General features: G+C 66.6%; 26 protein-coding genes. 5 read left to right on the forward strand and 21 right to left on the reverse strand.

The window, feature by feature from the left end; translation table 11 throughout:
- Nucleotides 1-15 precede the first annotated feature (15 nt).
- The 8 genes from ACQY9S_RS07570 to ACQY9S_RS07605 all read right to left on the reverse strand — a co-directional run bounded on the left by ACQY9S_RS07570 (nt 16) and on the right by ACQY9S_RS07605 (nt 9,286).
- A complete protein-coding gene (locus ACQY9S_RS07570; protein WP_428424448.1) occupies nt 16-771 on the reverse strand; it encodes a M48 family metallopeptidase in 756 nt (251 codons plus the stop codon).
- Complete coding sequence (locus ACQY9S_RS07575) at nt 768-4,064, reverse strand: type I restriction endonuclease subunit R (protein ID WP_428424450.1); 3,297 nt, start codon at nt 4,062-4,064, stop codon at nt 768-770. The genes ACQY9S_RS07570 and ACQY9S_RS07575 overlap by 4 nt, the downstream gene beginning before the upstream one ends.
- A complete protein-coding gene (locus tag ACQY9S_RS07580; RefSeq protein WP_428424452.1) occupies nt 4,061-5,344 on the reverse strand; it encodes a restriction endonuclease subunit S in 1,284 nt (427 codons plus the stop codon). The genes ACQY9S_RS07575 and ACQY9S_RS07580 overlap by 4 nt, the downstream gene beginning before the upstream one ends.
- Nucleotides 5,331-5,465, reverse strand: coding sequence for a hypothetical protein (locus tag ACQY9S_RS07585; RefSeq protein WP_428424454.1), 135 nt, complete (start codon nt 5,463-5,465; stop codon nt 5,331-5,333). Before ACQY9S_RS07585 ends, ACQY9S_RS07580 begins: the two co-directional genes overlap by 14 nt.
- Entirely contained in the window at nt 5,458-6,984 is a 1,527-nt protein-coding gene (locus ACQY9S_RS07590; RefSeq protein ID WP_428424456.1) for a type I restriction-modification system subunit M, read from the reverse strand. Before ACQY9S_RS07590 ends, ACQY9S_RS07585 begins: the two co-directional genes overlap by 8 nt.
- Nucleotides 6,981-7,601 carry a restriction endonuclease subunit S gene (locus tag ACQY9S_RS07595; protein WP_428424458.1) on the reverse strand — a complete coding sequence of 207 codons (621 nt, stop codon included), beginning with the start codon at nt 7,599-7,601 and terminating at the stop codon, nt 6,981-6,983. Before ACQY9S_RS07595 ends, ACQY9S_RS07590 begins: the two co-directional genes overlap by 4 nt.
- 120 nt (nt 7,602-7,721) lie before the next feature.
- The gene (locus ACQY9S_RS07600; protein ID WP_428424460.1) at nt 7,722-8,696 is read right to left on the reverse strand and encodes a relaxase/mobilization nuclease domain-containing protein; all 975 of its coding nucleotides are present in this window, start codon (nt 8,694-8,696) and stop codon (nt 7,722-7,724) included.
- Between the two features lie 14 nt (nt 8,697-8,710).
- Complete coding sequence (locus tag ACQY9S_RS07605) at nt 8,711-9,286, reverse strand: plasmid mobilization protein (protein WP_428424462.1); 576 nt, start codon at nt 9,284-9,286, stop codon at nt 8,711-8,713.
- Nucleotides 9,287-9,614: 328 nt separating this feature from the next.
- On the opposite strand from ACQY9S_RS07605, the gene ACQY9S_RS07610 reads away from it, so the two are divergent.
- From ACQY9S_RS07610 to ACQY9S_RS07620, 3 genes are read left to right on the forward strand one after another with little or no spacing between them, the layout of a single operon-like run.
- A complete protein-coding gene (locus ACQY9S_RS07610) occupies nt 9,615-10,007 on the forward strand; it encodes a hypothetical protein (RefSeq protein ID WP_428424464.1) in 393 nt (130 codons plus the stop codon).
- Nucleotides 9,988-10,731: a StbB family protein gene (gene stbB / locus ACQY9S_RS07615; protein WP_428424466.1), complete on the forward strand. Its 744-nt coding sequence runs from the start codon at nt 9,988-9,990 to the stop codon at nt 10,729-10,731. The genes ACQY9S_RS07610 and stbB overlap by 20 nt, the downstream gene beginning before the upstream one ends.
- On the forward strand, nt 10,728-11,189 hold the full coding sequence (locus ACQY9S_RS07620; protein ID WP_428424468.1) for a hypothetical protein: 462 nt from the start codon (nt 10,728-10,730) through the stop codon (nt 11,187-11,189). The genes stbB and ACQY9S_RS07620 overlap by 4 nt, the downstream gene beginning before the upstream one ends.
- 31 nt (nt 11,190-11,220) lie before the next feature.
- On the opposite strand, the gene ACQY9S_RS07625 is transcribed toward ACQY9S_RS07620, so the two are convergent.
- The 5 genes from ACQY9S_RS07625 to ACQY9S_RS07645 all read right to left on the reverse strand — a co-directional run bounded on the left by ACQY9S_RS07625 (nt 11,221) and on the right by ACQY9S_RS07645 (nt 13,939).
- Nucleotides 11,221-11,532, reverse strand: a complete 312-nt coding sequence (locus ACQY9S_RS07625) for a type II toxin-antitoxin system RelE/ParE family toxin (protein WP_428424470.1) — start codon at nt 11,530-11,532, stop codon at nt 11,221-11,223.
- Nucleotides 11,529-11,816 (reverse strand): YlcI/YnfO family protein, encoded by a 288-nt coding sequence (locus tag ACQY9S_RS07630; protein WP_428424472.1) that lies wholly within the window; start codon nt 11,814-11,816, stop codon nt 11,529-11,531. Before ACQY9S_RS07630 ends, ACQY9S_RS07625 begins: the two co-directional genes overlap by 4 nt.
- Nucleotides 11,817-12,060: 244 nt before the next feature.
- On the reverse strand, nt 12,061-12,417 hold the full coding sequence (locus ACQY9S_RS07635; RefSeq protein WP_428424474.1) for a DUF7673 family protein: 357 nt from the start codon (nt 12,415-12,417) through the stop codon (nt 12,061-12,063).
- Nucleotides 12,418-12,530: 113 nt separating this feature from the next.
- Nucleotides 12,531-13,394 (reverse strand): DUF932 domain-containing protein, encoded by an 864-nt coding sequence (locus tag ACQY9S_RS07640; protein WP_428424476.1) that lies wholly within the window; start codon nt 13,392-13,394, stop codon nt 12,531-12,533.
- A gap of 77 nt (nt 13,395-13,471) precedes the next feature.
- Entirely contained in the window at nt 13,472-13,939 is a 468-nt protein-coding gene (locus ACQY9S_RS07645) for a single-stranded DNA-binding protein (RefSeq protein WP_428424478.1), read from the reverse strand.
- Nucleotides 13,940-14,691: 752 nt separating this feature from the next.
- Here ACQY9S_RS07645 and ACQY9S_RS07650 point away from each other — a divergent pair.
- Together ACQY9S_RS07650 and xth are read left to right on the forward strand one after the other, a co-directional pair.
- Nucleotides 14,692-14,907: a hypothetical protein gene (locus ACQY9S_RS07650; protein WP_428424480.1), complete on the forward strand. Its 216-nt coding sequence runs from the start codon at nt 14,692-14,694 to the stop codon at nt 14,905-14,907.
- A 176-nt stretch (nt 14,908-15,083) separates the two neighbouring features.
- Nucleotides 15,084-15,854: an exodeoxyribonuclease III gene (gene xth / locus ACQY9S_RS07655; RefSeq protein WP_428424482.1), complete on the forward strand. Its 771-nt coding sequence runs from the start codon at nt 15,084-15,086 to the stop codon at nt 15,852-15,854.
- Nucleotides 15,855-15,866: 12 nt separating this feature from the next.
- On the opposite strand, the gene ACQY9S_RS07660 is transcribed toward xth, so the two are convergent.
- The 8 genes from ACQY9S_RS07660 to ACQY9S_RS07695 form a co-directional block, all read right to left on the reverse strand.
- On the reverse strand, nt 15,867-16,460 hold the full coding sequence (locus ACQY9S_RS07660; protein WP_428424484.1) for a DUF3617 domain-containing protein: 594 nt from the start codon (nt 16,458-16,460) through the stop codon (nt 15,867-15,869).
- A gap of 51 nt (nt 16,461-16,511) precedes the next feature.
- The gene (gene ntrC, locus ACQY9S_RS07665) at nt 16,512-18,011 is read right to left on the reverse strand and encodes a nitrogen regulation protein NR(I) (protein WP_428424486.1); all 1,500 of its coding nucleotides are present in this window, start codon (nt 18,009-18,011) and stop codon (nt 16,512-16,514) included.
- Between the two features lie 50 nt (nt 18,012-18,061).
- Nucleotides 18,062-19,144, reverse strand: coding sequence for a nitrogen regulation protein NR(II) (glnL, locus tag ACQY9S_RS07670; protein WP_428424488.1), 1,083 nt, complete (start codon nt 19,142-19,144; stop codon nt 18,062-18,064).
- A 34-nt stretch (nt 19,145-19,178) separates the two neighbouring features.
- The gene (locus tag ACQY9S_RS07675) at nt 19,179-19,694 is read right to left on the reverse strand and encodes a hypothetical protein (protein ID WP_428424490.1); all 516 of its coding nucleotides are present in this window, start codon (nt 19,692-19,694) and stop codon (nt 19,179-19,181) included.
- A gap of 186 nt (nt 19,695-19,880) precedes the next feature.
- The gene (glnA, locus tag ACQY9S_RS07680; protein WP_428424492.1) at nt 19,881-21,299 is read right to left on the reverse strand and encodes a type I glutamate--ammonia ligase; all 1,419 of its coding nucleotides are present in this window, start codon (nt 21,297-21,299) and stop codon (nt 19,881-19,883) included.
- A 221-nt stretch (nt 21,300-21,520) separates the two neighbouring features.
- Nucleotides 21,521-22,333 (reverse strand): competence/damage-inducible protein A, encoded by an 813-nt coding sequence (locus ACQY9S_RS07685; protein ID WP_428424494.1) that lies wholly within the window; start codon nt 22,331-22,333, stop codon nt 21,521-21,523.
- A gap of 13 nt (nt 22,334-22,346) precedes the next feature.
- On the reverse strand, nt 22,347-23,225 hold the full coding sequence (locus ACQY9S_RS07690; protein WP_428424496.1) for an EI24 domain-containing protein: 879 nt from the start codon (nt 23,223-23,225) through the stop codon (nt 22,347-22,349).
- Nucleotides 23,226-23,264: 39 nt separating this feature from the next.
- Nucleotides 23,265-24,239 carry a sterol desaturase family protein gene (locus ACQY9S_RS07695; protein ID WP_428424498.1) on the reverse strand — a complete coding sequence of 325 codons (975 nt, stop codon included), beginning with the start codon at nt 24,237-24,239 and terminating at the stop codon, nt 23,265-23,267.

Here is a 24,239-nt window from a genome sequence, read left to right on the forward strand (position 1 = left end):
GACTCCCTTCTCTTGTCAGGTACGGAACACGTCTTCGGCCATACCATCCAGCTTCTTCTTCAAGGCTGGCCACGCGGGCATGTGCCGGTCCAGGGTTCGATAGAACGCCGGACTGTGGTTGTGGTGCAGCAGGTGGACGAGCTCGTGCAGCACAACGTAGTCAATGCACTCACGGGGTGCCTTGACCAACATCGGATTCAGCGTGATGCGTCCGGCCGGGGAGCAGCTGCCCCATTGCACCGTCATGCTTCGCAGCCGCATCTCAGGCACGCTGCGCACCCATCGCAAGGTCGCGGCAACGGCCTCGAGGCGCTGCGCAAGAACTTCCCTCGCCCGTTGCCGGTACCAGGCCTCCAGGGCATCGCGGATCGGCTCCGGCGCCCGCTGGGGTACCGTCACTGCAAGGTAGGCGCCGCGGAGTGCCGCGTGCACCTGCGCCGCCGGTTGCACCGCCACCTTCAGCCGGTAGCGTCGCCCCAGATACAGCAGCGACTCTCCGCTGACGTACTCGCGCCCCTGCAAGCCGTCATGCCTTACACGCGCAGCCTCGATGTGCCGACTGATCCAGAGCGACCGCTTGCGCACAGCCGCCAGCACGCTCGCGGGCGTGGCGCCGCTGGGTGCGTCCACCAGCACCCTTCCATCCGGCTCCACGTGGATCGCCACACGAGGCAAGCGCCGATCAGGCTGAACGCGCACGCGGAAGCGGATGATCTCGTCGCCATAGCGAATGCGCTGCTCCCCAGCCAACCCGCGGGCTACCTCCGTCATGACCGGCTCAGCCCGATGCGGGTGATCTGAATCACCTGCTCGACCACCTGGCGCGCGTTCTCCAGGCCCAGCGCGCTGAACAGCATCGGCAACAGTCCCTTGCGGATCGCGGCCTCGATGTTCTGCGGGTTGAGCGAGTGCTCGGCCACCGCATCGCGCACGACCCCGTCAATGGCGACCGCGTGCTCTATCAACTTGGCTTGCGCTGCCGCGTCCATGGCATCGCAGGCCTGGTCGCCCAGCACCAGCCGAATCGCGCCGAAGTAGGCCTTGGCGTGCGGGTTCTCGTCCAACGCCGAAGGCACGCCCGGTGTCTTGCGCGCGGCCAGCTGATCCTCGAAGTCCTTGAACAGCGCGTACTGCTTCAGCGGGTGGTCGAACATGGCCTCCGCCTCGGCGATGGCCTGGCGCAACAGTTCGCCGAACACCTTCTGGGCATACGGATCCTCAGCCAGTTCCTGATCGATGGTCTTGCGCAGCCGGGTGCGGATCAGGTCAGTTTCGTTACGCGTCTTCTCTTCAGACCACTGCTCGGGGTCTTCGGAACGGCCGAGCTGGTGCACGAGGTACACGCCGTCGGGCTCGCGCACCTCCTTGCCGATCACCTGCTTGTCGACCAGCCGGCGAATCTGCTCTTCGTAGCTGCTGTAGTCCACCGTCTCCATCGCGTCACGGCGGGCGGTCTGGCGCAGCTCGGTGAAGAAGCGCAGGTCACCCTTGTAGCGGGCAATCAGCGCCTCGGAGAAGCTCTTGTCCTCGAAGAAGCTGCGGCTGGACAGCGCCGTCTGCAGGCACAGGCCGAACTCGGTCAAGGCCGCATAGAAGTCGTCGCGCAGCTTCTGGCGTTCGTCGTACTCCTCGCCATCAGCCGCCGTCACGAACTTCGGCGTCAGCACCTGGCGGAACTGCTCACGGTCGAGCTTGTTGACCACGCCCTTGAAGAACGACCACAGGCGGTCATGCAGCGCCGGCAGGCGCTTGTACTCGGTGCCGAAGTTGCGGTACAGGCCCTCGATGTCGGCCACGTCGAAGCCGCCCTGGGTGCGTGTCTCCAGGTCTTGGTAGGCGCGAATGGCTGTGTCCAGCTCCTTCAGGATGCCACGGTAGTCCACCAGCACGCCGTAGCGTTTGTCGTCGTGCAGGCGGTTCACCCGCGCCACCGCCTGGATCAGGTTGTGGCCCTTCAGCGGCTTGTCGATATACAGCACGGTGTTGCGCGGCTCATCGAAGCCCGTGAGCAGCTTGTCCACCACGATCAGCAGGTCCGGTCCGTCGTCGGTGCCGAAGTCGCCGACGACCTGCTTCTCGTAAGTCTCGGCGTCCAAGCCTCTGGCCAGCACGGTCTGCTTCCACCACTTCTGCACTTCGGGCAGCGTGTCTTCGTCCACCTCGGCGTTGCCTTCGCGCGTGTCGGGCGGCGAGATCACGATGGCGCTGGTGACCAGGCCCGTGTCGTCCAGCGCCTTCTTGTAGCGGATGGCGTCGAGCTTGCTATCGGTGGCCACCTGGCCCTTCAGGCCCAGGCCAAGAGCCTTGATGTTCTCGCTGAAGTGCGTGGCAATGTCCCAGGCAATCAGCTCGATTCGGCCCGCAGCGCCGTAGATCGCGCCCTTCTTGGCGAACTTCTTCTTCAGGTCGGCGCGCTGGGCGTCGCTCAGGCCCGCGGTGATCTTGTCGAACCAGCGGTTGACAGCCTCTTCGTTGATCGTCAGCTCGGGCACGCGCTCTTCGTACAGCAGCGGTGCCACCGTCTCGTCCTCCACCGCGCGCTGCATGGTGTACGCGTGCACGATGGGACCGAACTTGTTGGAGGTCTTTTCGTCCTTCAGCAACGGCGTGCCGGTGAAGGCAATGTAGGCCGCGCGGGGCAGCGCCTTCTTCATGCGCTCGTGCGTTTCGCCGCCATGGCTGCGGTGCCCTTCGTCCACCAGCACGATCAGGTTGGCCGAGTCGTTGCGACACTCCGGCAGCTTGGACGCCGAGTTGAACTTGTGCACCAACGTGAAGGTGATGCGCTCCGTGCCGCTGCCGATGCGCCTGGCCAAGTCGCGCCCAGTCATCGCGCGGCTCTTCTCACCATCCTTCTGTGACGCGATGGCCGAGCCGAAAGCGCCGCCCGAGATGAAGTTGCACGACAACTGCCCTTCCAGGTCCACACGGTCCGTCACCACGACCACGCGGCACTCGGCCAGCGCATCGACCAGCAGCAGCGCCTTCGTGAGGAACACCATCGTGAAGCTCTTGCCCGAGCCCGTGGTGTGCCAGACCACGCCGCCCTCGCGCCCGCCGTCGGGCCGAACCTGCCGGATGCGGGCCAGCAAGGCGCGGATGCCGAAGAACTGCTGGTAGCGCGCGACGATCTTGCCCACCTTGCGGTCGAACAGCACATAGCTCCGCAGAAACTCGAGCAGGCGGGCTGGCGTCAGCAGACTGCACAGCAGGCGGTCCTGGTCGGTGGGTTCCATGGGGTGGGACCACAGCGACTCGAAGTACGCCGCCAGGCTGGCAGGCTTGCCCTCGAACAACCGGCTGCGAACCTCCGGCGGCAGCGGTGCGTTCTTCACCGCTGCCTGGTGGGCCGTATCGAACTCTTCCTCCCGCCAACGCGCCCAGAACTTGGCAGCCGTGGCGGTGGTGCCGTAGCGGCCCTCGGTCTGGCTCACGGCCATCAGCAGCTGCGCGTAGCCGAAGAGCTGCGGAATCTCATCGGGCCGCTGGTTACGCAGGTGCTGGCTGATGCCCTCGGCCACCATCGACTTGCCGCCATGGGTGGACTCGGGCCGCTTGGCCTCGATCACCACCAGCGGCAGACCGTTGACGAAGCACACCACGTCCGGTGTGCGGTGGTGCGTGCCCTGGGCCGACAGCACCTCCAGCTCTTCGGTCACATCCCAACGGTTGGCCGCAGGGTCGGCCCAGTCGATGACAGCGATGGTGGGCTGGTGCTTCTTGCCGTCGGGCATGAACTCGGTGACCGTGATGCCCAGCGCCAGCTTGCCGTACAGCCGCTCATTGGCTGGCAGCAGCCCTTCGGCCAAGCTGACCGCCGACAGCTCACGCACCACCTGCTCGATGCCGCTGCTGGACAGCGGGTACCACTGGCCCTTGTACTCGTAGCGCCGGGTCTGCAGCACCTCGACCAGGCGGGACCGCAAGATGACCTCGCGCGTGCTGCCACGCAGCGCCAGCGCCTGGGCCGTCGTCAGGAAGTTCCAGCCCAGGTTGCACAGCTGGTGCAGGGCCGGCAAGTGCGCGGCGTACTGCTCCTTCGAGTTGGGTGCGGCGGCGGTCATGGCGTGGCCTCGGCGGCAGGAAGACGGACGCGGCGCTTGCCGGTGAGCAGGTCGGCCATCAGCGCGGCCTTCTCTTGCTTGAGCCGCTCGATCTGGGCCGCGATGAGTTCCACTTCCCGCCTCGCGGTGTCCAGCACCTCGACGATGCGCTGCTGCTCGGGCAGCGGCGGAATGTTGAACGGCCACTTCAGCCAGCGCTCGGTCTTGAAGATCATCTTCTCGACATGCACGCCGATGCTCGAGTGAAAGCAGGTCTGCTGGAAGTAGCGCGACTCGGACAGGTAGCGCAGGAAGCGCAGATCGATCTGCCCGTCGCTGTTCAGCACCGCGTACTCGTTGGAAACGACGGCGCCGTCCAAGTCGGCGGGCACGATGCCACAAGCGCCGTGCACGATCTGCCGCTTGGAAATCAGGAAGTCGCCGGTGCGGACGTAGAACTGTGTAGGTGTCTTAATCTCGCGTCCAGTCAGGCTCTCGCGCAACTCGACGCCACCGCGCGAACGCTTCACCGTCACAAGCCGGTATGTGTCGTTCGGATTCAACGGTGCGGGCCGGCGCACTTCGGTCAGATGGCGACCAAGGGGTGTCCTGGACCACCCAGCTGGCGCGCTAGGCAGGTTGGGGATTCCAGGCTGCACCGAGGGCGGGAAGCCACCGTTGTCGGCTGAACCGCGCGCGTCGGGATTGGCGGCTGGAAGGCTCAGGCAACGCGCCAGCAAGCCTTGCCATTGCACTCGTCGGTTCGCGAGCAGTTGTTCCGCCTTCGAAATTGCCCTGTCCCATGTGGACAGAGCGTCGGCAATACGAGTCTGCTCGCCGACTGGCGGCACGGAGAAGGCAACATCCTTCAGTAACTCGGTATCAAGGCGGCCAGTGCCGTGGCCGGCCGTGTCTACAAGGTCAAGGATCTCGTTCTTACGAGCGAGCAGTTGGTACGCGAGGAATCGGGCGTCCAACGAGCCCTTCGGCAGCAATGCCTTAATGTCTTGGTTGAAGGCCATTTCCCTTTCTATGAAGCACACCGGAAGGTCTTTCAACAACGTCATGCCCCGGGTCAGCACGAGTACGGAGTTCGCGGGCGCAACCGCCGAGGCAGTCCGACCCGTGTCTGTCAGCCCTAGCAAGGTAGACCGCAGGTACAAGGCCTTCATGTCTCGCGCCGAAGCCCATGGGAACTTGCCACCCCAGAAACTCGAGTTCTCCTTGCTGGGGGTCCCTCCCGAAAGGAACCTCGCTTCCGCACCGATCGTGCTGGATCGCCATCCCTCAGGCAGCGTCATGTTTGCCCTTCATCGCAAGCGGTTGTTCGGTCTTCTCTAGTTCTGCGATGTCGTCCATGTTGGCTGCGCTCGCTTCCGCCGCCACGGCGCCCTTGCGCTCCACAGGCTGGCCGTCACTCATAGCCGAGCTCCTTCAGGTAGGCATCCATCTGTAGCTCGAGTTGCGCCAGCTCTGCCTTGAGCTGCTCGCGCTCGCGCTTCACAGCCATCAAGTCGATCACGGCCTCTTCCTCGAAGGTGTCGACGTAGCGCGGGATGTTCAGGTTGAAGTCGTTCTCGGCGAGCTCGGCGGGCGTGGCCAGGTGGGCGTAACGCGCCACGGGCCGGCGCGCTGCGGCAGCGTCCAGGATGCGCTGCAGATCGGCTTCGCGCAGCAGGTTCTGGTTCTTGCCGGCCTCGAAGTCACGGCTGGCGTCGATGAACAGCACCTTGTCGTCGGTCTTCTGCTTTCGGAACACCAGCACCGCGGCCGGGATGCCGGTGCCGTAGAACAGCTTCTCGGGCAGGCCGATCACCACGTCCAGCAGGTTCTCTTCGATCAGCTTCTGGCGGATGCGCCCCTCTGCCGCGCCGCGGAACAGCACGCCGTGCGGCACCACCACGGCCATGCGGCCGGTACCGGGCTTCATCGTCTCGACCATGTGCAGGATGAAGGCGTAGTCGCCCTTGGTGCGCGGCGGCAGGCCGCGCCGGAAGCGGCTGAACTTGTCGGCCTCAGCGCCTTCGAAGCCCCACTTCTCCAGGCTGAAGGGCGGGTTGGCCACCACGATGTCGAAGTGCTTCAGGCTGGCCGCGCCGTCCAGCAGCTTGGGGTTGCGGATGGTGTCGCCCCACTCGATGCGGTGGTTGTCCTCGCCGTGCAGGAACATGTTCATCTTGGCCAGCGCCCAGGTGCTGCCGATGGCCTCTTGCCCGTACAGCGCGTACTTGCGCGCGCCCGTGCGCTGGCGGATCAGCCGGCCGCACTTCATCAGCAGGGAGCCTGAGCCGCAGGTGGGGTCGCAGATCTCGTCGCCGGGCTGCGGGTCCATCAACCGCGCCATCAGCGTGGACACCTCGGGCGGCGTGTAGAACTCGCCGGCCTTCTTGCCGCTGGTGGAGGCGAAGTTCTTGATCAGGAACTCGTAGGCGTTGCCGATCACGTCGAGCTGGCCGACGCGGCTCTCGCGCAGGTTCAGTTCGGGCTTGGCGAAGTCTTCCAGCAGGTGGCGCAGTATGTCGTTCTTCTGCTGCTCGTCGCCCAGCTTATTGCTGTTGAAGCTGATGTCCTGGAAGACGTCGCGCAGCTTGCCGAGGTTGGCCTCTTCGATGGCGTGCAGCGCCTTGTCGATGCGCTCGCCGTTGCCCGGCGTGTGCCGCAGCGCGTGCAGGGCGTAGAAGCTGGCGCTGGCGGGCAGCACGAAGCGCTCGTTCTTGAGCATCTCCTCGATCAGCTCGGGGTGGTCGCCGTACTGCTGCTTGTAGTTGTCGTAGTGGTCCTGCCAGACATCCGACACGTACTTCAGGAACAGCATAGTCAGGACGTAGTCCTTGTAGATGCTGGGGTCCACCGTGCCGCGGAAGGTGTCGCACGCGGCCCAGACGGCGCCGTTGATGTCGTCCTGGCTCACGCTTGTCTTGTTCACAACGAGGTCATTCATTTCTGGTCCTGCATGCGGGGATGGGTTGCGGGCACGCTCAAGTCTTCGGCGATGGCCTGAAGCTGCTGTTCGCGGTTGGTGATGAGTCGCTGCAGCGTTCGGCGCTCCCGCTGCGCCAGTTCGGCCAGGGCGACGATGCGACGCTGTTCTGCGACCGCGGGAATGGAGAGCGCGAGTTGCTCCAGCACGGGCCGGCGAATGCTGAGTTGGCTGCTGCCCTCGGCAGCTTGGAGCAGCTGACGCTGGCAAGGGGACTGATTGATCTGCCAGGCCAGGAAATGAGGGTCGACCTGAGCTGCGGCATGGACGCGGAGGTGGAAGAACGCCGGCACACACACGGCGTGACTTGGCGGCGCTCCAGCACACACAGCGTAGAACCGGGCGCCCTTGGCAGCGAAGAGGATGTCGCCATCCTGGATCCAGTCAGGCTGCTTGCGGCCGGCAAGGCGAGTTCGGACCGCGCTGGCCCAGTCGACGCCGATTTCAGGCCCGACATCCTTCATTTGCACGACCAGGACATCGCCGTTCACGACCTCTTCGACTGTCGTGCGGAAGGGGTAGCCGGCCTGCAACGAGGCGACCTCCGCCAGAACGACATTAATTGCATCAAACGCCATACCGTAATAATAACTGAAAGAGACGCGCGGTGGCAAACTATTTTTGCAACTTCTCGATTGATGCGAATCTTCGTTACCAACTCAAGCGACTGACTCCTGGCCGGCCGCACGACCTTAGGCTCAGCGGCGCGTCCCGATCTCGGCCGGTTTGACCTGCGGCATGGGCCCGGGCGCCTGCCTCCGCAGTTCTGCAGCCGGCGTCGACGGCATGTCCCTAACGAACGCAGCGATCGACTTCGCGAGGTTTCGGTCAGCCACGTCCCCAGACATAGCCAGCGCCTGGCCCAGGTGCCTCCAAGCCTCCACTGCTTCCGCACGCGTCGCGATGGCGCGCCCGCTACTCTTGGTTCCGGGCCTGGTGGTGCGAAGCCGACCATCCTCTCGCGCCTTCACGCGCCACAAGGGATCGTAGTTTCGGCTTCGGCCGCGCGTGGCTTGTCGGGTCGCCTCGGCCTCGATGCCATGCCCGCGCAGCTTCTCGGCAAAGGTCTCTCGCCACCGGTGCAGGTCAGCCTTCCGCGGGTTCAAGCGCTTGCCGTGCTTCGACTCGGCCCGCACGCTGATGTGCACATGCGGATTGGCCTGGTGGTCGTGCAGGACCATCACATACTTGTGGTCGCCCAGCTCGGCTTGCGCGAATTCGCGCGCCGCTCGCTGCACGCTCAGCGGGTCGGTGCCGCGCGGCATCGACAGCATGATGTTGAAGGCCTCGCGCCGGTGACCCGGCTCGGCGTCATCAGGGATCATCGAGCCGCCGAAGCGCCATTCGTCGGCCAGGTCGCTCAAGGTGTCCTTCCCCCTCATCGTCTCGCCGCGTTGGTCTTCGATCTCAAGCCTGCCGTTCTTGCTGATGTAGCGGAAGTGAGCGGCAATAGCCTTCATGCCGCGTCCGCCACCCGTCACCTTGACCATGACCTGAGGCGCCCGCCGAACCACTGTCGCCTCGATGCGTTTGCGGATGGCAGCCGCTCGCACCCGTGCAGCGTCTCTGCTCAGCCTGGGTTGCGGCTTCACCTTGACGACCCGGTTGCCGGGGTAGAACAGGCGGTCGCCCCAGGTGATCAGGATGCCGTCGATGTTGGGTGGTTGGGCCATGGCGATCTCCTTGCTTACTGGGATGACCGAGCTGTGGGTCGAGCGCTGCGGCTCTGTGGCTGCAGGTCGGCCAATACGCGGGCGGCCAACTCGAGGTGCCGGCGCACGTCTCCGTCAAGCGTGTCCAACATCTTCCGATAGGGCTTGGCCGGCTCCACGTTGGCCTGGCGCAGCAGTGCCGTGAGGCGGTGGACGTTGCGGCTGAGGGTCGACAGTTCGGCGCAGGACGCCATCAAGGTGGCGATGTGCTCGGTCCGGCCGCCGCCGGCGGACAGCACGGGCACGTTGGCGATCAGGCCGGCCAGGTAGGCGCCACGTGACAGGCCCGCTGCGCGCGCGCACGCCGCGAGCTGGTGAGCCTCCTCGGCGGTCATCCGAACCGACAACTTGACGCTGGCGGCACTTGCTGGGGCAGCGGTGAGCGCGTCCATGCGGCTGGCTTCGCCACCCGCTGCAATCCCCAGATCGCGCGCCACCGCACCACGCACCAGCACCGAAACGCTCACCCGCTCGACCTGCGCGCGCGCCACCAACGCGGCCTTCAAGCCGCGCATATCGACCGTGACGAAGTCATGGGCAGTGGTGTTCATGAGCCGACGAAGGGAGGGTCGCGAAGCGCTTGTGAAACTGGCGGCAGGCCGCCTATCTCTGCACTCACCTACGCATTCAGTATTGGCTCGAATCGAGGCTCTCGAGCCGCTGGATTCGGCCCTGAATCCAGCGCGGCACCAGCCTGTGTGCGCGCCGATGATGGGCCAATTGACCCGAGACCGACCCGCGAGCGAACAGACATGAGCAGCGTGTGAACAGCGAGTGAGCACGCAGCGGACCCGAGTGACCGTACAGCGGGCCAGTGCCGATGCGAGAGTGAGCCGGGATCGGGTCAAGAGTGGACCGCAACCGAACCGGAGCGACGAGATGAAGCTGTCACCGAAGCGCCCACCAGGTCGAAGCACACGCAAGGCACGGGCCTTCGGAGCCGAGATCGGGCAGCTTCGCGCGCAGGGCTACACCTTCGAAGCGATACGCGAAGCATTGGCCGAGGCCGGCGTGCACGTCAGCAGGAGCACCGTCCAGCGGGAGGTGGCCAGGCACGCTCAGGGTCCGACCGCCGTGGGCGCTGCCGGCGTATTCCTTCCCCTGGCCCCTGCGCGGACTCCCGCAGTGACCGAAGCCCCTGCCGCCCTAGACGGTACGCCAGCCCGGACCGAACTTCGCAGCGGCAAGGACATTGCCGAGGCCTTCGTTCGGGACCGCATCACCAACCCCCTCCTTCGCACCAGGAGCAGCAATGAAGATAGCCGTCATTAACTTTTCCGGAAACGTGGGCAAAACCACGGTGGCCAGGCATCTGCTGTTGCCCCGCATCGAAGGCGCCGAACTGATTGCCGTCGAAAGCCTGAACGCCGACGAGGGTCAGGGCCAGGCGCTGCGGGGTCGACAGTTCGGCGAGCTGCAGGAGTACCTGCAGACCGTCGACAGCGTGGTGGTCGACATCGGCGCCAGCAACGTCGAGGACCTGCTGGGCCTGATGCACCGTTACCGCGGTAGCCACGAGGACTTCGATTGCTTTGTCGTCCCCACCGTGTCCGCGCTCAAGCAGCAGCAGGACACCATCGCCACGGTGGCCGAGCTGGCGCACCTTGGCGTGCCGGCTTCTCGCCTGAAACTGGTCTTCAACATGGTCGAGGACGGCGTCGAAGTGGCGCAGGCCTTCGACACCCTGCTGGCCTTCATCGCGGAGAAGCCGATCGCCCAGGCCAACACGGGCTGCCGACTGGGAACGAACGAAATCTACCAGCGCGTCAAGGGCACCGGCGCCGATCTGGAAGCGCTGGCCCGCGACGAGACCGACTACAAGGCGCTAATCGTCAAGGCCCAGGGAACGGCGGACAAGCTCGCGCTGGCCCAGAAGCTGGCCACCCGCAGGCTGGCCAGCGGCGTGGTGCCGGAACTCGATGCGTGCTTCGTGGCGCTGGGTCTGGGAACCGGCCTCGCGCGCACGGCGCTGCCAGTGCCGAGGCAGGTCGCGTGAACCGTCCGAGTACCGCACGCGAAGCGCTGATCGTCGAGGCCATCGGCGAGGTGGCAGCGTTGATCGATCGCGTGGAGGCCGTGGCCCGCTCGATGGATGCAGCCCGGCAGGTGCTCGTCCAGGCCAGCGCGGAGCTCGCCAGCCAGGTCGTCGCGTTCGAGAGCCGCATGACCGCCGTCACCGAGAACGCGAAGGTCCAAGCGGTCAGGCACATCGCCCGCCGCACCGACGAGGTGGCTCGAAGCTCGCTGGACACGCAGACACGGGCCATGGAAGAGGCGGCGCGGGCGCTTTTCAGGTCCGAGATCGGCCCGACCCTGCAACGACTCGTCATGCCGCTGCAGCATCTGGCAGACAGCGGCGCCCACCCCTGGGAGCGCTGGCTGACGCACGCGGCGACTGCGGCGGTGGCGTCTGCCCTCACCTGGGCGCTCGCCACCTACTTCTGGACACGGTGAGCGCTGGCGAGCTGTCGCGCCGCGCAAGAGCTCAGTAGTAGTCGTCCTCGAGCTGGTGGCGCACGGCCAGGATGGTCACGGTCGATGCGTCTTCGATCTCGAACAGCGCCACATAGCCGCTGTGGCCGAAAGGGATGAGCATCTCGCGCAGGAAGGGGTCGTCACCGGCCTTGCGGTAGATGAAGGGCGAGCGGCTGAGGCTTTCCACCGCACCCTTGATGGCGCCGAGCGCCTGTTCGGCGAGGTCTAGATCATCGACGGTCGTGGCGCGATTTAGCAGGTATTCGTACAGCCGGGTCAGGTCGTCACGAGCCGACGCGCTGTAGCGAACGACAAAGCTCACGCACGCGCCTCCTTCTTCTCCAGCTTCGCCCTGGCCTGGGCCAGCTTCTGGGCCAGCTGGGCGTGAACGACGTCAGCGTCGATGTAGACGCCAGTCCGCTTGGCTTCGTCGCGGGAGGCCAGCCCGCGCGCGATGAACTCGGCACGGGTACGGCGGCGCTCGATGGTCTCGCGCACCGACGCTTCGATGAAGCCGGACAGCGTCTCGCCCTCCTGCAGCACGCTCTCGGCCGCTTCGCGCAGTTCCGGATCGACGCGCAGCGATGGCAGGGTGGCGGTTTTCATGACGAGCGGCCCGTGCGTTGCAGTTGCGATGCATTGTACGCAGGTCGATGTGCTACCGCCAGACTGGGAGCGAAGGTTCGACACGGCCCGAACCCCAGTTTGCCCGGCGTGCGGCCCTCGATGGGGCGCCGCCGGGCCGCGCGAGCCGGCCGGCAGGAAGTGGAGGCCGGCGAGCGCAACCGATAGGCCGTTCGCGCCTGTGCGGACGCGCCGGCCGCTGCTCACGTCCGCCGGACCTTTGCAATCAATCGCCCTCAGGCCAGCGCAGACCCCATCGGTCGATCACAGCGCGCACGCGGGCGTCACCGTTGGGAACGAGCGTGTACAGGTCGGCGCGGCCCCAGCGCAGCGCGTCCAGGCAGCACAGCATGTCGTCGCTGATCGCGATGTCGACGGCGCGAAGCTCGAAGGGATCCAGCTGGAAAGCCTGGCCGTTGTACGTGGCCGCGATGAAGCGGGCGATGCGCGGGATCTGGCCGGAGTCGCGGGTTTCGGCAAGCTGCAGTAGTCGAGCGAAGGCCTGGGCGCCTCGGCGCGTTGCATCGCCGGACCGGGTCGCGAAGCTGTCCAGGTCGTCGAGCGTTTCGAGTGACATGTTCATCTCATCACCTCGTGCGGAGCGGCTGCAGCCGGCACCGCACCGATGGTCGGACCGGTGTGTGGCTGCAAACGCGCTGGATTCGAGGCCGAATCCAGCGCGCGAGGCCCTTGGGTTCAGGCCTTCAGCTTGCGCATCTCCTCGGCCAGCATCCACAGCGCGCGGTTCAGGCTCACGCCGCGGTCGATGCTGCCCACCGGCCGGGTCTGCAGCCGGCGCCCCTGGGCACTGCGGCCGGGCTGGCCACCGCGGATCACGTTCTCCTGCACGCGCTGGAAGGTGGTCCACAGGCTGTGGCCGATGTCCTCGGGCCGGCGCGCCTCGATCAGCTGCTCGGCCGTAACGGGCGCGGGCTTGTGGCCCCCGGTCTCCTCCGCACCGCGCTCACCGAAGCGCAGCGCCAGGGCGGCCGTCGCGAAGGCGATCTCCTCGGGTGGCTGGAGCTGAAGCGCCTTCATCGCCTCGGTGTGTTCGCCAACCGCCTCGAACTCGTCGAGCACGCGGAAGGCACCTTCGATCACCTCGCCCTGGACGTTGCCCTTGTGCGGAATGCGGATGTCCTCCACCACCTCGCCCACCACGAGGCCGTTGCAGCAGACGAAGCGGAACATGCCGGCGAGCATCTGGTAGGAGCTGGCGCCGTCGTGGCTGTTGATCAGGATGATCTCGTTCGCCTCGGGCCGGGTCTGCACCTGGCCGGCGTGGCGCATGCGGATCATGTGCTTGGTGAACTCCGCCTTGCCCTCGACGCGGCTGGCGCCCTGGGCAACCATGAAGGGCTCGAAACCCTCCTTGCGCAGGCCGCGCAGGACATCGATGGTGGGGATGTAGGTGTAGCGCTCGGAGCGGCTCGCGTGCTTGCCCTCGGCGAATATTGACGGCGCCGCGGCGCGCATCTGGTCTTCGCTCAGGGGCTGGTCGCCACGCATCACGCGGGTGTTGCGGGCAAAGCGGGTCGCAAGGGTCGGGGTCGAGTACATGATGGTTTCCTTCGATCGTTGAGTGAGGTTCGAAGGGCGGGCGCGGCTCGATGGCTTCACGCCCACCCGATGAGGGTTCAGGCGTCGGCGTGCGCCGGCTGGCGCGCGTTGCGGGGCTTGCGGGTGCTCGCGGCGGGGGTGCTGGGGCGCTCGGCGCTGCTCGTACCGTTCTCGGCACCGGGGCCACCGTTGCGGCGGGCCTCGGACTCGGCGCGGCTGTCGAGGTAATCGATCTCCTCGGCCGTGAACGCCATGCCGTAGACGGTTTCGCCGTCCTTCTCGTAGTTGTTGTTGCGCAGCCGGCCGACGATGTTGACGTGCGAGCCCTTGCCCAGGTACTCGGCGGCGTTCTCGGCCTGCTTGCCCCACAGCGTCCACTGGATCGCGGTGGACTCCTCTTCGCGGGCATCACCAGAACCGCGCCGCGTGTTGCTGATCGCGGTCAGCACCGCCTTGGCGATCCGGCCCTCGCGGCCGTTGACGAACTCGAGCTTGACGCCGCCCGCCAGGTGGGCGTGACGCTGGATGACTTGAACGTTGGCCATGATTTCTCTCCTTGCGTGAAGGTCAGCCGGGCCCCGGACAGGTGGCCCTGAAAACTGATCCCTTCGCTCGGACTTCCTCGCTCCCGCCCACGGGCGGGCGGGGGGTGGGCATGGCCCCTTCCCTCACGGGAAGGGGTGGGGGATGGGTGGTGTCATTCAGCAGCCGAAGCAGTGAGCCAGTTTCCCGGCCCACCGCTTGAAGATCCCCCCACAAGTCCCCCTCACTGGTTGACGGGGGCGCCGTGGGGGGAGCGCGGTGGGACGACTGGCGCACGGGCTGCCCCCTCCCCACGGTCGGCGCAGCGTCGCGGCCGATGTGCCAGCTCGCCTGGCGCAGCGGTTGCAGCGCAGCCGGCCGAACGACCACGAGCGGCGGCGCCTCTGCGGCCGACGTGACACCGAGCGCAGCGAATGGCGCGGCGGTCGAGCCGCTGCGAGCACTTCAATGAACCCGGTATTCAGCGGCCCGGCTCCGGGCTTGGCGGGTGACCGGGGTGGAGATCTGGCCGGCGCTGCACCGAGCGCAGCGACCTGCAAGCCGGTCAGTTCGCCAAGCGGGCCTCGTTCATGCGCAGCGTGAAGGAATCAGGGTCCGCGATCCCCGGGCACGGGAAAGGGCCGCCGCGTGTTTCAGCCGGCAACGACGGCCTGACCATGTTGCGTGAGGGACGGCAGCCCGACAGGGTCGAGACGCTGGGCCTTTGACAGCGGCTCGACGCGCAGAGCACAAGAGCATTTTCTTCGCCGAATCGATGCCAGACGGTGCGCCCATCGACTACCGCGCAGCGGTCACCGGCGCACTGGATCTGGCACCTAGCGGCGACGCGCGGAAGACGCTGGCTGAGGACTACCAGCGCATGGTTGAGGGCGGCCTGCTCTTGGACGATGCCGAGCCCTTCGACGTCCTGCTGCAGCGTTGCCAGGCGCTTGCGCTCAAGGTGAACGCGGCGGTGCTGGGGGCCGCATGATGCTCTGCCCTCCCATCCAAAAGCGCGTGCCGACGACCGCTTGTAGGATGACGGCAACAGATTGCCGCCCAGCCCCATCGACGGGGTTCGCAGCGGAAAAATGTGGGGGTATGCATGGGGGTACCATCCAGATTACAAGAAAACAATTTCAATAAAAACAGTCACTTAGGATTACTTTGAAACTCGCCACCTGGAACGTCAATTCGCTGGCCGTGCGGCTGCCGCAGGTGCTGGACTGGCTGGTCGCGAACCCGGTCGATGCGCTGGTGCTGCAGGAAACCAAGCTCACCGACGACAAGTTCCCACGCGCCGAGATCGAGGCCGCGGGTTATGCCGTGCAGTGGTTCGGCCAGAAGACCTACAACGGCGTCGCGCTGCTGTCGCGCGCGCCGGCGCAGGACGTGGCGAAGAACATCTTCGGCTTCGCCGACGAGCAGGCGCGCGTGATCGCCGGCAGCGTGAACGGCCTGCGCGTCATCGGCGCCTACTTCCCGAACGGTCAGGCGCCGGGCAGCGAGAAGTTCATCTACAAGATGGCGTGGCTGCAGGCCTTGCGCGACTGGGTGCGTGGCGAGCTCGCAGCGCATCCGCGGCTGGTGCTGATGGGCGACTTCAACATCGCGCCCGAAGACCGCGACGTGCACGACCCGGCGCTGTGGGCCGGGCAGATCCACTGCACACCCGAGGAACGCGAGCATTTCCGGCAGCTGATCGCGCTCGGGCTGGTGGACGCCTTCCGCCTGTTCGAGCAGCCGCCCAAGAGCTGGAGCTGGTGGGACTACCGCAACCTCGCCTTCCGCAAGAACCAGGGCCTGCGCATCGACCACATCCTGGTCAGCGAGGCGCTGAAGCCCGCGGTGATCGCCTGCACGATCGACAAGCTGCCGCGCAAGAACGAGCGGCCGAGCGACCACGCGCCGGTGGTCGTCGAGTTGTCGGTCGCGTGAGCGGCGGCGCGCTTACTTGGCGGCAGCGGGCGGGCGCGGCATCGGCTTGACGCTGCCGCAATCGGCACCGAGCCACTGGCCCTCGCCCTGCATCGCGATCTTCGATCCCTTCGCGCCGCCGGTGCCACGCATCTTCATCGTGTAGCGCTCGGGGCCGAGCGTGGTGATCTCGATATCGCCCTGCGACGGCGGCTTGGTGCAGACGTACTTCACGTTCATCGTCGCGCCCGAGCGGCTCTGGTCGTACCTGCAGTCGGGCCGCTGCTCCATCGGGACCGACTGGCGCGCCACGTCTTCCGGCGTGACGCAGACCTTGCTGGTCGTGCCACCGCCGGCAGCGTCCGGGCTGGCACCGTTGCGACCCATCATCTCTTCCATCTGCTTGCGCTGCGCCGGCGGCATGGCGGCCATCTGCTTGCGCATCTGCTCCATCTGAGCCTGCTGGGCCGGATCGAGCTCCATTTGCTGTTTGATCTGCCACAGACCCGGCTTCATGGCGGCCTGGCCCTGCGCCGGCCCGACCGTCCCCAGCATCCCGGCGCACAGCAGCGCCAGCACCGCGCCGCGCTGCATCGGCGCCGCGGTACACGTCCATGAATGGCTCACGATCGTCTCCTCGTCCAGCCCGGGAACCGACCCGTGCCGGCGTGGCGCCGTTCAGTCGTCGAGACCCAGTTCCTGGATTTTGCGCGTGATCGTGTTGCGACCGATCCCGAGCTTGTGGGCCGCTTCGATGCGCCGGCCCCGCGTGATGTCGAGCGCGGTGTGGATCAGACGCGCCTCGAACTTCTCGGTCAGGGCCTGCCACACGTCGGGAACCCCGGCTTCGAGCAGCGCGCGGGCCTCGCGCTCGAGGTCATCGAGCCACAGGCCCGCCACGGCAGCAGCCACCCCGATGGCCGATGGCGAGAGCACGCTGGCCGGCAGTTCCAGGGGCACGGCGGCCGCGTCCGGCAGCAGCATGCTGGTCGCGGCCTGCGGCACCGCCGGCGCGGACGCCGCAGAGGCCAACAGCTCCGGCGGCAGGTCCTTGGCATCGACCATCTGGGCCGGCGCCATCACCGTGAGCCAGTGGCAGATGTTCTCGAGCTGCCGGACATTGCCGGGATAGTCGAAGCCCGACAGCCTCGCGAGCGCCGCTTCGCTCAGGCGCTTGGCCTCGACGCCGAGTTCCTTCGCACTCTTCTGCAGGAAGGAGCGGGCCAGGCCGGGGATGTCTTCGCGGCGTTCGCGCAAGGCAGGCAGGCGCAGGCGTATCACGTTGAGGCGATGGAACAGGTCTTCGCGGAAGGCCCCTTGCTTGACGCGCTGCTCGAGGTCCTGGTGCGTGGCCGCGATCACCCGCACGGTGCTCTTCAAGGGGTTGTGGCCCCCGACGCGGTAGAACTGCCCGTCGCTCAGCACGCGCAGCAGGCGCGTCTGCAGGTCGAAGGGCATGTCGCCGATTTCGTCGAGGAAGAGCGTGCCGCCATCGGCCTGCTCGAAGCGGCCGCGGCGCGTGGTCTGCGCGCCGGTGAAGGCACCGCGCTCGTGGCCGAACAGTTCGCTTTCCAGCAGGTCTTTCGGGATCGCCGCGGTGTTGATCGCGACGAAAGGGCCGCTGGCGCGCGAACTGTGCTTGTGCAAGGCATGTGCGACCAGCTCCTTGCCAGTGCCGCTCTCCCCGGTGATGAGCACGGTGACGTTGCTCTGGCTCAGGCGACCGATCGCACGGAACACGTCCTGCATCGCCGGTGCCTGTCCGAGTATCTCGGGCACCTGGGTGAGCCGCTCGTCGCCTTCGTCCTCGCGCAGGCTCTCGTCGAGCGCGCGACGGATCAGCTCGACCGCCTTCGTCAGGTCGAAAGGCTTGGGCAAGTACTCGAAGGCACCGCCCTGGAACGCGGAGACGGCGCTGTCGAGGTCGGAGTAGGCCGTCATGATGATGACCGGCAGCCCGGGCAGTCGCTCCTTCACCGTGGCGAGCAGGTCGATGCCGGAGCCGCCGGGCATGCGGATGTCGCTCACCAGCACCTGCGGGGCGTCGCCCTCGTCGAGCGCAACGAGCACGTCGCGCGGGTTCGAGAAGGAGCGCACCGGCAGCTCTTCGCGCTGGAGTGCCTTCTGCAGCACGAAGCGGATGGATTGATCGTCGTCGACGATCCAGATGGATTTCATGCGGCTGTGCGATCCCTGAGCTTCTTGCGTGCCGCACCCCCGACGGATGGTCAGGGCAGCGGCATCGTGATTTTGAACAGCGTCCTGCCCGGTTCACTCTCGCATTCGATCGTGCCCTGATGTTGCGCCACGAAGGTCTGTGCCAGTGTGAGCCCCAAGCCCGATCCGCCATCGCGCCCTGAAACTAGGGGGTAGAAGATGCGATCACGGATGGCCTCGGGGACGCCCGGACCGTTGTCCTCAATATGCAATTCCAGTGCCAATCGGAAGCGCTGCTTGCCCAGCGTGACCTGCCGGGCGATGCGCGTGCGCAGCACGATGCGTGCATCGCCGGCGAGCATGCGGTCGGCCAGCGCCTGCGCCGCGTTGTGCGCGATGTTCAGCACCGCCTGGATCAGCTGCTCGCGGTCGCCGCGGAAGTCGGGAATCGAGGTGTCGTAGTTGCGCTCGATCGTCAGGCCGCGCGGGAACTCGGCCACGATCAGCGCCCGCACCCGCTCGCAGACCTCGTGGACGTTGACGTCGCCGACCACGTGCGGCCGGCGGTGCGGCGCCAGCAGCCGGTCGACCAGGGCCTGCAGGCGGTCCGCCTCGTGGATGATCACCTGGGCGTACTCGCTCAGCCCCTTGGATTCGACCTCCATCTGGAGCAGCTGCGCCGCGCCGCGGATGCCGCCGAGCGGATTCTTGATCTCGTGGGCCAGGTTGCGGATCAGCTCCTTGGTGGCCCGCACCTGGTCGAGTGCGCGCTCTTCGCGGTCCTGCCGGGTCTGCTGTTCGATCTCGATGAGCTCGACCAGCGTGACGTCGGACTGCTCCATCTGGTTGACGATCACGTGCACCAGCAGCGGTTCGCCGGGCGACACGAAAGGCCGCTTGAGCTGGGCATCGAGTCGGCTGGTCGAGAACTCGTTGCGGGCCACCGCCGTCACCGTGTCGCGCAGCAGCGCCGGATCGACGAACCAGTCGAACCAGTCGCGCCGCAGCACGTTGCGCCGCGACAGGCCGAGCACGTTCTCGAAAGCGGCGTTGGCGAACAGGCAGCGGCCATCGGGCTGGACCACGGCCACCATCGTGGCGAGCAGATCGAAGGCTTCGCTCCAGTGGGCAGCCGTTGGCGGCAAGGGACTCATCGCAAGGCCCGGTACGGCCGTCACATTGCGCCGCTCAGCCACCGCTGCCGCCGCCGATCTTGGAGATTTCGCGCCGCAGCGCCGCCACGTCGGACTCGGAACGCTCGATGCTGGCCTTCATCTCGGCCACCCGGTCGAGGTACTTCTGATAGTTCTTCTCGTCGCCGCGGCGCTCGGGCTGGCCGTTGTTGTACTCCTGCTTCAGGCTGGCCAGGCGCTCCTCTTCGCGCCGCAGTTCGGTCTCGAGGATGCGCCGCTTGTCGGTGTCGCGCGCCTTCTGGTCGGCCGGGTCGACGCGGCTGTCCGCCGGGCGGGCGTCGCCGCCGGTCGCGGCTGCCGGTGCTCGCCGCACCGGCGCCTGGATCACCGACACCGGGACGCCTTCGAGCGCCTTGCAGCCCTTGGTGGTCGCCTCCTTGGGCGTGATGGTGCTCGTGTACAGGTTGCCGGGACACTTGTAGATCACGGGCTCCTGGGCCATTGCACCAGCCGCCGCGACCGACAGCCCTGCCACCAGCAGCGCACGCACCCTACCCACCCATCGACTCATCCCGGCTCCTTCTCGATCGAATCCCTGCACCGCAACACCCGGCGACCCGAGTATCCGGCATCCAGTATCCAACGCACCGCACCGGGACGGCGCGCACGGCGCCCAGAAAAAAAGGGACGGCGCAGGCCGTCCCTTCTTCACGCTATCCAGTCGCTCCGTGGCGGACCCGGGGGCCCGCACTCGCGATCAGAGCGTGTAGTACATGTCGAACTCGACCGGGTGGGTCGCCATGCGAAAGCGCGTGACTTCCTGCATCTTGAGATCGATGTAGGCGTCGATGTAGGAGTCGGTGAACACGCCGCCCTTGGTCAGGAAGGCGCGCCCCTTGTCGAGGTATTCCAGTGCTTGTTCGAGGCTGGCGCACACGGTCGGGATCTTCGCGTCTTCTTCCGGCGGCAGGTGGTACAGGTCCTTGGTGGCGGCTTCGCCGGGGTGGATCTTGTTTTCCACGCCGTCCAGGCCGGCCATCAGCAGCGCGGCGAAACCCAGGTAGGGGTTCATCAGCGGATCGGGGAAACGCGCTTCGACACGGCGGCCCTTCGGGTTGGCCACATACGGAATGCGGATCGAAGCCGAGCGGTTCTTGGCCGAGTAGGCCAGCTTCACCGGGGCTTCGAAGCCGGGCACCAGGCGCTTGTAGCTGTTGGTGCCGGGGTTGGTGATCGCGTTCAGCGCGCGGGCGTGCTTGATGATGCCGCCGATGTAGAACAGCGCGAACTCCGACAGGCCCGCATAGCCGTCACCGGCGAACAGGTTCTTGCCGTCCTTCCAGACCGACTGGTGAACGTGCATGCCCGAGCCGTTGTCGCCGACGATGGGCTTGGGCATGAAGGTCGCGGTCTTGCCGTAGGCGTGAGCGACGTTGTGGATCACGTACTTCTGCAGTTGCACCCAGTCGGCGCGCTGGATCAGCGTGCTGAACTTGGTGCCGATCTCCATCTGGCCGGCGTTCGCCACCTCGTGGTGATGCACTTCGACCGGGATGCCCACCGACTCGAGGATCAGGCACATCTCGGAGCGCAGGTCCTGGCCCGAATCGACCGGCGGGACCGGGAAGTAGCCCCCCTTGACCGTCGGACGGAAGCCGGTGTTGCCGTGCTCGTACTCCTTGCCGGTGTTCCAGGCGGCTTCTTCCGACTCGATCTTGGCGAAGCAGCCCGACATGTCGTTGCTCCAGCGCACGCTGTCGAACACGAAGAACTCGGGCTCGGGGCCGAAGTAGGCGGCATCGCCCAGGCCGGACGCCTTCATGTAGGCCTCGGCGCGCTTGGCCAGCGAACGCGGATCGCGCTCGTAGGCCTTGCCGTCGGCCGGGTCGACGACGTCGCAGGTCAGGATCAGCGTCGGCTCCTCGAAGAACGGATCGATGTTGGCCGTGTTCGGGTCCGGCATCAGCTGCATGTCGGAGGCTTCGATGCCCTTCCAGCCAGCGATCGAGGAGCCATCGAAGGCATGGCCCGACGTGAACTTGTCTTCGTCGAAATGCGAGACGGGCACGGAAACGTGTTGTTCTTTGCCGCGGGTGTCGGTGAAACGGAAATCAACGAACTTGATTTCGTTTTCCTTCACCATCTTCATCACGTCGGCGACGGTCTTGTTGGCCATCAGGTGCTCCTAAGCGGGACGTTGTGTTGGTATGGGGGGAGGGGTTGAGAGACCCCCGGAATGGCCGAAAAAGGCTCGCGGGAATTTAGCAGAAAGCATGCCCAAGACTGGACCATGAACGGTGCACCGGCGCCTGCCCAGGACCTGTCAGCGGCTTTGATCGGCAATCAAGCACCTCTTCGATGCAGATAACGCCCCATTCATGGGCAATCCTGGCGCCATCATCGCACCATTTCAGGGCCAAGACGCGCGCCCTGCTCGGCCAAGCCGTTGAGCAAAGCGGCGTAGGCGCGGCCCAGCACTTCAACGCTCCCGCCCTTCACGCCGAGTTCGATATGCCGGCCGTGCTCGGGATGGTCGACGCTGGGCAGACTGAACACCTTGACCCCGTCGAAGTCCGCTTCGATCGCCTCCATCAGCGGCGTCAAAGTGGCCTCCATCGCACCGTAGACGATCACCGAGCGCTCCGCCTGACCTTGTCCGCGCAGGTCGGCGTAATGCGTGTCGAGCACCCAGGCCATCATCGGCCAGGCCATCACCGGAAAGCCGGGCAGGAAATGCACCGCGCCACCGCCGGCCCGGCCCGGCACCGTGAAGCCGGCGATCTTGTTGTAAGGGTTGGGGATGATGCGGGCGCCCTCGGGAAACACACCCATGTTGAGCCGGTGCCGGTTGTCGTCGCGATCCGGCTCGTACGGCACACCCTGCTCCGCCGCCACGTCGCGCATGCGCTCCAGGATCAGATCGCGCGCTTGCGGATGCAATGCCAGCGGCACGCCGAGCGCCACAGCGGCGCACTGGCGCGTGTGGTCGTCGGGCGTCGCGCCGATGCCGCCACAGGAGAACACCGCCGCGCCGCTGGCGAAGGCGAGCTTCAACTCGGCGGTGATGCGCTCGCGGTCGTCGCCGACATAGCGCGCCCAGGCGAGCTGCAGCCCACGCTCGCCAAGCAGCTCGATCGCCTTCGCGAGGTGCTTGTCCTGGCGTTTGCCGGAGAGGATCTCGTCACCGATGATCAGCAGACCGAAGTCCATGCCTTCCCGTTTCTCAAACAGGCGGTAGCAGCGGCGTAGCGGCAGCTGCTGCAGCGGCATCGACCACGTCGGCCGGCACGAGCGCGGCAGCGGTCTCGCGTCTCGCACGCAAGGCTTGCAGCTCCGCCAGGCAATAGTGGCTGAACCACAGCGCCGAGAAGGCGAACACCAGGGTGTACAGCCAGACCGACACCACGATCAGCAGGGGTGCAAAAACGAGCAGCGCCGCGCTCACCGCCCACACCAGGGCCGGCGCCGCGCCGAGGTAGCCGGTGACGATGCCGATGCCGAGCAGGGGCAGCCGGTGTTCGCGCATCAGCTCGCGCCGCTCTTCGCGCGATGCGTGCTCCGCCAGCGCATCGAAGCTCATGACCCGGTAGCTCAGCCAGCCCCAGATCAGCGGCGGCAGCAGCAGCACGAGCGGTGGAACGAGCCACAGCGGCATCGAGATCACCAGCGCCGCCAGGGCCAGCAGCGTCGCGCCGAGCGACAGCAGCACGCCGCGCCACAGCGGCTCGCCGTGGCGCCGCTCCAGCGTGGCGAAGCGCCGCTTCGCGACCAGCTCGACCAGCTTCGGCATCATCATCAGCGCGACGATCAGCAGCGAGACGATCACCAGCAGCGGCACCGCCAGCGCGAGCACGATCAACGGCGTGATCATCGTGCGCAGACCGCCGGCGCCGACCGCGTCGAGCCAGTCGAGCGCACTGCCGGTGAGCGACCAGGCATCGAGTTGCGAGCGCACGGCGATCAGTGCGCTCTCCCAGAAGAAATAGCCGAGCACCGCGGCCAGCACGCCGGTCAGCAGCAAGGGCAGCAGCGACAGCCAGACGACGCGCGGGTGCAGGCAGTAGGCCGCGGCGCGCCAGAACGAATCGACCAGTTGCTTCATGCGGCGAGCATACCGAAGCCGCGCCAGCGCTGCCTTGCCTCAGGCGCGCCCGAACAGGCGCTGCAGCCCACGCCACTGCTGGGCCCAGAAGCCGCGGCCGTAGTCCCTCGCACCGGCCTCGGGCAACTGGTCGCGCACCCCGGTCGGGTCGTAGCGGTCCTCGCAGCGGGCGGTCCCGAACAACAGATCCCAGACCGGGAACAGCACCGCGAAGTTGTGGCCGCCGAGCGTGCCCTGCCCGCCCGACTCGTGGCCGATGCCGATGCTGTGGTGCAGGCGATGGAAACGCGGACTGACCAGCAGACGCTCGCCGACGCGGCCGAAGCTCAGGCGCAGATTGGCATGCTGCAGGTTCTCGAGCAGCTGCGTGACTGCCACCACCGCGACGAACTGTCCCGGCGCGATGCCGATCGCGCGGGCCAACAGCACCAGCAGGCTGTCGCGCAGCAGGTCGTCGAGCAAATGGTTGCGGCTGTCACTCCACATCGTCATCTGCCGCTGGCTGTGGTGCAGTGCATGCAGCGCCCACCAGGCGTTCAGGCCGTGCTGGCCGCGGTGGATCCAGTAGTCGGCGAGGTCGAACACCAGCAGGTAGAGCACGAAGGCGAACACCGCCGTGTCGGTGGCCACTGGCCACCAGGGCGCCACCCACTGGTCGAGTTGCCAGCCGCTGTAGCCGTGCACGCTGAGCACACCGAACGCCGCATTCCACACGGGATCGATCGCAAAGAACAAGGCCACGCGGAACAGGCCCAGGCGGTGCAGCAGCGTGTAGATCACGTCGACGCGCACCGCCTGCCGGTCCGTCACCGGCTCCACCGGCCGCCAGAGCTGCAAGGGCGCGATGACCAGCAGCATGACCGTCAGTTGCAGCAGCCCGACCAACAGCCAGCCGGTCGCGTCGAAGCCGTCCTCGAGCAGGTTGCCGAAGCCGAGCGAGAACAGCAGGGGCTGCGTCACCGCCTCGAACAGCGCTTGCTGCGCGCGGGCGAACAGGTCGGTCAGCGTGTCCAT

It is taken from the genome of Methylibium sp., from assembly GCF_965279545.1.
GTDB lineage: Bacteria > Pseudomonadota > Gammaproteobacteria > Burkholderiales > Burkholderiaceae_C > Methylibium.